The organism is Streptomyces sp. NPDC049577 (genome assembly GCF_040675635.1).
In the GTDB taxonomy this organism is placed as follows: domain Bacteria; phylum Actinomycetota; class Actinomycetes; order Streptomycetales; family Streptomycetaceae; genus Streptomyces.
Genome location: NZ_JBFAPH010000345.1, coordinates 1 through 6643, shown reverse-complemented (window position 1 = coordinate 6643; position 6643 = coordinate 1). Strand labels below are relative to the sequence as shown.

The window sequence follows — 6643 nt, the reverse complement described above, 5'->3', positions numbered from 1 at the left end:
GCCGGCGCGTGCGCGCCGGGCGTCGCGCGCGGTGTGCCCCCGGCGGCGACCGTGCGCAGCAGCCGCTCCGCCTCCTCGGCGCCGGGCCGGTCCGCGGGATCCTTGCGCAGCAGCCCCTCCAGTACGGGTGTGAGCGCGCCCGCCCGGTGCGGGGGCGGCAGCTCGCGGTCCACCACGGACCGCAGGGTGGAGACGGGGGTGTCCTGACGGAACGGCGAACGGCCCTCCACCGCCGCGTACAGGGTCACGCCCAGCGACCACAGGTCCGACGCCGGCCCGGGCGGCCGGCCCAACGCCCGCTCCGGCGCCAGGTACTCGGGCGAGCCGACCAGCTGCCCGGCCGCGGTCAGTGCCGAACTGCCCTCGACAAGGGCGATGCCGAAGTCGGTGAGCACGACACGCCCGTCGTTGGCGAGCAAAATATTTGCCGGTTTGACGTCGCGATGGAGCACTCCGACGGCGTGCGCGGCGCACAGCGCGGCCAGCACCTCGGCGCCGATATGCGCGGCGCGCGCGGGCGGAAGAGGGCCCTCGGCCTCCAGGACGTCCGCGAGCGACAGCCCGGCCACCAGCTCCATGACGATCCACGGGCGGCCCCCGTCGGTGGCCACGTCGTGGACGGTGACGACATTGCGGTGCGCGACTCGGGCCGCCGCGCGCCCCTCGCGCTCCAGCCGGGCGTACAGCCGCCCCACCTCGCTCCCGGACAACCCCTCGGGCGCCCGGACCTCCTTCACCGCGACGTCACGGCCCAGCACTTCGTCCCGGGCGCGCCAGACCACGCCCATGCCGCCGCGGCCCAGTTCGCCGAGGAGCCGGTAACGGCCCGCCAGTACGCGCCCACCGCCGGGATCCACGTCCCCACCGGAGCCCTCGCTCATGACGCACCCTCCCCCCGAGAGGCGATTCGGGGTGAATGTACCGCAACGCAGCGTGATTGCCTCCTGCCCGGTCGCTCCCCGCTTCCGCCAACTCACCCGGAGTTCCGGCCGGGTTGCGGCAGGTTCACGCCAGGTGTGTCAACGCCCTTGACGGGGTGGTGAATCGGACCCGCCGATGCGCGGGTGACGCGATGGGGCGATAGGGTTACCCTGCCTGGGCCGGGTGCCTCGTACGGGTGGGGAGTCTCATGGATCAGATAGCAATGCGCAGCAGGCCGCGCGTGCCTGCCATCACCTATGGCAGTGGTGCGTCGAGCGCGCGCCTCGACCGTCACCTCGCGGTGCTGGGCGGCCCTGCCGTGCCGCAGCGCGAGGCCGAGGGTGCGACGGTGCTGATGCGTGAGATCACTGCGCGTGATCATGGCCGGGTCGGGCAGAGCCGTACCGCCCGGGTGGCCCTGCTGGCCCCCCTGCGGCGACTGCGTCGCTCGCTGTTCGGCAACCACGCCTGACCGACCCCCGGCACGCCCGCACCCCGCACCACCGCACTGTGACCCCCCGTCGCCGCGCCGGCCGGCGACGGGGCGCGTCACCGGCCATGCTGCACTCCGTACGGCGTACGGAACTAGGATGGTGGTGAGGTGATGTCCCATGGCACCCGGCGGCCGCCCGCCCGTACCCGAGGTCATCTGGGCGCGCCCCGAACGCGCGGCCCGGGGGCCGCGTCCCGCCCACTCCCGCGCCTCGATCGCCGCCGCCGCGGTACGCGTCGCGGACGCTGAGGGCATCGACGGCGTCTCCATGCGCCGCGTCGCCGCCGAGATCGGCTGCGGCACGATGTCGCTCTACAGCTACGTGCCGCGCAAGGAAGAGCTCTACGAGCTGATGGTCGACGCCGTCAGCGGCGAGTACGACCTGTCCGCGGAGCCCACCGGCGACTGGCGCGCGGACGTCCTGGCCCTGGCCCGGCAGACCCGTGCCCTGATGCACCGTCACCCCTGGCTGCCGCGCCTGCTGTCGGCCGAGTACGGCTTCAGCCCGAACGCGCTGCGGTATCTGGAGCACTGCCTCCGGCTGCTGGAACCCCTCGACGCGGGCGGGGGAACGAAGATGGAACTGCTGTCCATGCTCAACGCGGTCGTCGCCGCGTACGTCACCCACGAGCTGTCCGCGGCCGAGCGGGCGCGGACCTCCCCGTACCCGCCGGGACGCGAGCGGGCGGCACGCCTCGACCACCTGGGCAAGCAGCTGGCGAGCGGCGCCTATCCGCGGCTGGCGGCGGTCCTGGCCGCGGCCCCGGTGGGGGCGGCGGCGGACCCCGACGCGCTGTTCGAGCGGTCGGTGAACCGGTTGCTGGACGGGTTCGACGAGGGCCCGGGGAAAAAACCGTTGCCGTGACGCCTGCGGCCGGTGTTGGCTGGGCGGCATGTCCGAAGCCGAACTGCTGACCGAGCGTCTTCACCTCCGCGGATGGCGGGACTCCGACCTCGCGCCCTGGGCGGCGATCAACGCCGACCCGGAGGTCCGCGAGCACCTGGGCGGTCCGATCTCCAGGGAGCAGAGCGATGCCGCAGTGGCCCGCTTCCAGGCGGAGTTCGCCGAGCGGGGTTACGGCTGGTGGGCCGTCGAGGTACGGGCCACCGGCGAGTTCATCGGCTTCGCCGGCCTGGACAGGATGGACGACGGCATGCCGTTCACCGGCGTGGAGATCGGCTGGCGACTGGCCCGCCGGGCCTGGGGTGACGCTGCGGTCCTCGAACCGGTAGCCGGGGCGGCGCGGGACCGGCCGCCCTCACGCCGGGCGGCCGGTCAGCCCGTCTGGAACATCTCCGCGGGCAGCGGCTTGAGCAGCTGGTAGAGATCGTCGGTGATCGGCCGGTCCCAGCTGGCGATGGTGACGAGGACGCCGTCGCTGCGGTCGAACTGGGTGCAGGAGACGCGGCTCTCGGAGCACTTCAGGCGCCGCACGATGAGCAGGTTGTCCTCGTGCATGACCGGGGTGTCCTCGGTCTCCAGGACCTCCACCGGCTCGTCGTGGCCCAGCGCGGCGAGCAGCTGCGCCACCTCGAAGGGGACCTGTCCCTCGGCCAGCTCCCGCGCCGGGGAGCCCTCGGGCAGATTGCCGATGATCATCGCGGGTCCGCGGCCGCCGAACAGGTCGTAGCGGAGGAAGACGCCCTGGCAGCTTCCGTCGGGCGCGGGCAGCAGCCCGGCCCCGAGGTCACCCGGCCAGTCCCCGGGATCCATGGCGAGGACGTCGAAGTCCGGCCCGGCGGGGGTGGCGGCACTGCGGCGGCGGAGGAAGGACATGCCCACATCGTACGTGCCCGCCGGGGGGCGGTGCGGCGGGGGAACCCCCTTCGCGCGGCCCGGTGGGCCGCCCCGCCCCCGCGCTCCCGCACCCGGGTCCCGGCACGCCGAACACGTGATCGTGGGGGTATCCGGCGTTCCGCCGCGGCGCGGGGTGCGGTCCGGGCTCAGGTGAGATCGAATTCGCCGTCCCGCGCACCGAGGACGAAGCCGCGCCACTCCCCCGGGCTGAAGATCAGGGCCGGGCCGTCCGGGTTGCGTCCGTTGCGCATGGCCACGAAACCCTCGACGAAGGCGATCTGGACGTCGCCGCGCGCGCCCCGGCTGCTGGACTGCCAGGTGGCGTTGGCGAGGTCGAGCTCGGGCCTCGTGTCGCCCGCCGGGTTCCGCGTCATGCTGTCGGCCACGTCCGTGCTCCTCCCGGTCCGCCGTCGTCGCGCCCACCCTAGCGACGCGGCCCCGTGCCCGACAGGCCGCGCGCACCGGGCACTTCAGCCGGTGGGCGGGGTGTCGGCGACCAGCCACATCGCGAAGAACTGGGAGCCGCCGCCGTAGGCGTGTCCCAGGGCCCGGCGGGCGCCGGGGACCTGGTGGTCGCCGGCCCGGCCGCGGACCTGGAGGGCGGCCTCGGCGAAGCGGAGCATGCCGGAGGCGCCGATGGGGTTGGTGGAGAGCACGCCGCCGGAGGGGTTGACGGGCAGGTCGCCGTCGAGCTCGGTGGCGCCGGACTCGGTGAGCTTCCAGCCCTCGCCCTCGGCGGCGAAGCCCAGGTTCTCCAGCCACATGGGCTCGTACCAGCTGAAGGGGACGTACATCTCGACGACGTCGATGTCGCGGCGCGGGTCGGTGACGCCGGCCTGGCGGTAGACCTCTGCGGCGCACTCGCGGCCGGCGCGGGGGGAGACGACGTCCTTGCCGGCGAAGAGCGTCGGTTCACTGCGCATGGCCCCGCCGTGCATCCAGGCGGGCCGGTGCGGGGCGCGGGCGGCGCCGGCGCGGTCGGTGAGGACCATGGCGCAGGCGCCGTCGGAGGAGGGGCAGGTCTCGGAGTAGCGGATGGGGTCCCAGAGCATGGGCGAGGAGCGGACCTTCTCCAGGGTGATGTCGTGTTCGTGGAGGTGGGCGTAGGGGTTCTTCAGGGCGTTGCGGCGGTCCTTGTAGGCGACGAGCGCGCCGGTGCCGGCGGGGGCGCCGGTGCGGCGCATGTAGGCGCGGACGTGCGGGGCGAAGAAGCCGCCGGCGCCGGCGAGGAGGGGCTGCTGGAAGGGGACGGGCTGGGACAGGGCCCACATGGCGTTGGACTCGGACTGCTTCTCGAAGGCCAGGGTGAGGACGGTGCGGTGGACGCGGGCGGCGACGAGGCTCGCGGCGACGAGAGCGGTGGAGCCGCCGACGGAGCCGGCGGTGTGCACCCGCAGCAGGGGTTTTCCGGTGGCGCCGAGGGCGTCGGCGAGGCAGAGCTCGGGCATCATGACGCCCTCGAAGAAGTCGGGGGCCTTGCCGAGGACGACGGCCTCGACGTCACTCCAGGCGAGTCCGGCGTCCTCCAGGGCGCGGCCGGCGGCCTCGCGGACGAGGCCGGCGAGGGAGACGTCACGGCGGGCGGCGGCGTGCCGGGTCTGGCCGATGCCGACGACGGCCACGGGCTCCTTGCTCATGTCCGGTCCCCTTCCAGCACGGCGACGAGGTTCTGCTGCAGGCACGGCCCGGAGGTGGCGTGCGCCAGCGCGCGGTCGGAGCAGCCCCGGTGGATGCGGGCGGCGGCCTCCCCGAGGCGGACGAGGCCGGTGGCCATGACGGGGTTGGCGGCGAGGGGGCCGCCGGAGGGGTTGACGGTGACGTCGTCGCCCAGGTTCAGGGCCTTGCGCAGGACGACCTCCTGGGCGGTGAAGGGGGCGTGGAGTTCCGCGGTGTCGACGGGGGCGTCGAAGGCTCCGGCGTTCTTGGCCGCGAGGCGGGTGGAGGGCGAGTCGGTGAGGTCGCGGACGCCGAGGGCGTGGGGCTCGACGCGGTGGTCGATGCCGCGGATCCAGGCGGGCCGGTCGCACATGCGGCGGGCGGTGTCCCCGGCGGCGAGGACGACGGCGGCGGCGCCGTCCCCGACGGGCGGGCAGTCGCCGGTGCGCAGCGGGCGTACGACGTAGTCGCCGGCCGGTACGGCGCCGCGCAGCTGGGCGTGGGGGTTGTCGCGGGCGGCGGCGCGGTTGCGGTCCGCGATGGCGGCGAGGGCTCTCTCGTCGGTCTCGCCGGCGTCGATGAGGGCCTGGGCCTGGAGGGCGGCGAGGGCGACGGGGTCGGGCCACAGGGGTGCGACGCAGTAGGGGTCGAGCTGCCGGGTCAGGACCTCGCGCAGGTCGCCGGCCGAGGACTTGCCGTGGGCGTAGACCAGGGCGGTGTCGGTCTCGCCGGTGAGGAGCTTGACCCATGCCTCGTACAGTGCCCAGGCGCCGTCCATCTCGACGTGGGACTCGGCGATGGGCGGCCAGGCGCCGGCGCCGTCGAGGGCGAGGGTGAAGGAGAAGGGGCGCCCGGCGAGGTAGTCGCTGGATCCCGAGCAGGTGAAGCCGGCCTGGCCGGGGGCGAGTCCGGCCTGGCCGAGGACGTCGGTCAGGACGGGCAGGAGCATCTCGGACTCGGACAGCCCGGGGGTCGAGCGGCGGTGGTCGCTCTGGGCGAAGGCGACCACGGCGATGTCGCGGGCGCGGGGCGTGCGGGCGGTCACAGCAGCCTCTTGTAGGTGTCGTAGTCGGCGTCGGGTTCGCCGGTGGGCCGGTAGTGGTCGGGGTGGCGGCCGTCGCCGGTCCAGACGGGTTCGACACGCAGTCCCATGCGCACCCGGTCCCAGGGGATGCCGGCGATGCGCCCGTGGAGGGCGAGGTCGGCGCCGTCCAGGGCGATGTGCGCGTAGACGTAGGGCACGTCGATGTCGGCGTTGACGGCGTTCTTCGCCTTGATGTTGACGACGCAGTAGGTGGTGACCGTGCCGCGGGGGCCGACCTCGACCTGTTCGGTGGTGGCGACGCCGCAGGTGGGGCAGGCGCCGCGGGGCGGTACGGCGACCCGGTGGCAGGCGGGGCAGCGTTCGCCGGTGATGCGGTGGCGGGCGAGTTCGCGGAGGTGGCGGCTCTGGGCGCGGCCGGGGGCGTAGGTGTAGTCGAGGCGGGCGGGGGTGGTGAGGGTGGTGACGGGGTCGGGGAAGGCGCCGTCGTGCGGGACGGCGGTGGCGGGGCGGGGGTCCGTTGGTGTGCCGGGGCCGGTGCAGGGTTCGAAGCAGGCGATGTCGGTGATGGCTCCGGTGCGCCGCCCGGCCCAGCGGACGCGGACGCGCATGCCGGTGCGGACGGTGCCGGGGCCGGGGGCGTCGAGGGCGTAAGACCGCGCCGACCGTGATCATGCTCGCCGGTCTGCAGGGTGCCGGTAAGACCACGCTCGCCGGAAAGCTCGGCCGCTGG

The 6643-nt window shown here is 74.5% G+C and carries 8 protein-coding genes and 2 pseudogenes; 4 read left to right on the top strand and 6 right to left on the bottom strand.

The window, feature by feature from the left end; all coding sequences use genetic code 11:
* Positions 1-881: serine/threonine-protein kinase (locus AB0K09_RS27755; protein ID WP_366068152.1), on the bottom strand; the 881-nt coding region annotated here is incomplete at its 3' end.
* Positions 882-1129: 248 nt separating this feature from the next.
* On the opposite strand from AB0K09_RS27755, the gene AB0K09_RS27750 reads away from it, so the two are divergent.
* From AB0K09_RS27750 to AB0K09_RS27740, 3 genes are all read left to right on the top strand, one after another.
* Positions 1130-1393 carry a hypothetical protein gene (locus tag AB0K09_RS27750; RefSeq protein WP_366068150.1) on the top strand — a complete coding sequence of 88 codons (264 nt, stop codon included), beginning with the start codon at positions 1130-1132 and terminating at the stop codon, positions 1391-1393.
* A 139-nt stretch (positions 1394-1532) separates the two neighbouring features.
* Positions 1533-2279: a TetR/AcrR family transcriptional regulator C-terminal domain-containing protein gene (locus AB0K09_RS27745; protein WP_366068149.1), complete on the top strand. Its 747-nt coding sequence runs from the start codon at positions 1533-1535 to the stop codon at positions 2277-2279.
* A 28-nt stretch (positions 2280-2307) separates the two neighbouring features.
* Positions 2308-2739, top strand: a complete 432-nt coding sequence (locus AB0K09_RS27740; RefSeq protein ID WP_366068148.1) for a GNAT family N-acetyltransferase — start codon at positions 2308-2310, stop codon at positions 2737-2739.
* Here AB0K09_RS27740 and AB0K09_RS27735 read toward each other — a convergent pair.
* From AB0K09_RS27735 to AB0K09_RS27715, 5 genes and pseudogenes are all read right to left on the bottom strand, one after another.
* A complete protein-coding gene (locus tag AB0K09_RS27735; protein WP_366068147.1) occupies positions 2691-3191 on the bottom strand; it encodes a hypothetical protein in 501 nt (166 codons plus the stop codon). The two genes, AB0K09_RS27740 and AB0K09_RS27735, sit on opposite strands and share 49 nt — an antisense overlap.
* 167 nt (positions 3192-3358) lie before the next feature.
* Complete coding sequence (locus tag AB0K09_RS27730) at positions 3359-3586, bottom strand: DUF397 domain-containing protein (RefSeq protein ID WP_366068153.1); 228 nt, start codon at positions 3584-3586, stop codon at positions 3359-3361.
* Positions 3587-3682: 96 nt separating this feature from the next.
* Entirely contained in the window at positions 3683-4849 is a 1167-nt protein-coding gene (locus AB0K09_RS27725; RefSeq protein WP_366068145.1) for a thiolase domain-containing protein, read from the bottom strand.
* Positions 4846-5913 (bottom strand): thiolase domain-containing protein, encoded by a 1068-nt coding sequence (locus tag AB0K09_RS27720; protein ID WP_366068144.1) that lies wholly within the window; start codon positions 5911-5913, stop codon positions 4846-4848. The genes AB0K09_RS27725 and AB0K09_RS27720 overlap by 4 nt, the downstream gene beginning before the upstream one ends.
* Positions 5910-6581, bottom strand: a pseudogene (locus tag AB0K09_RS27715) (OB-fold domain-containing protein); the annotation flags it as partial. The gene AB0K09_RS27720 and the pseudogene AB0K09_RS27715, both read right to left, overlap by 4 nt.
* Here AB0K09_RS27715 and AB0K09_RS27710 point away from each other — a divergent pair.
* Positions 6551-6643 (top strand): annotated as a pseudogene (locus tag AB0K09_RS27710) (hypothetical protein); the annotation flags it as partial. The pseudogenes AB0K09_RS27715 and AB0K09_RS27710 sit on opposite strands and share 31 nt — an antisense overlap.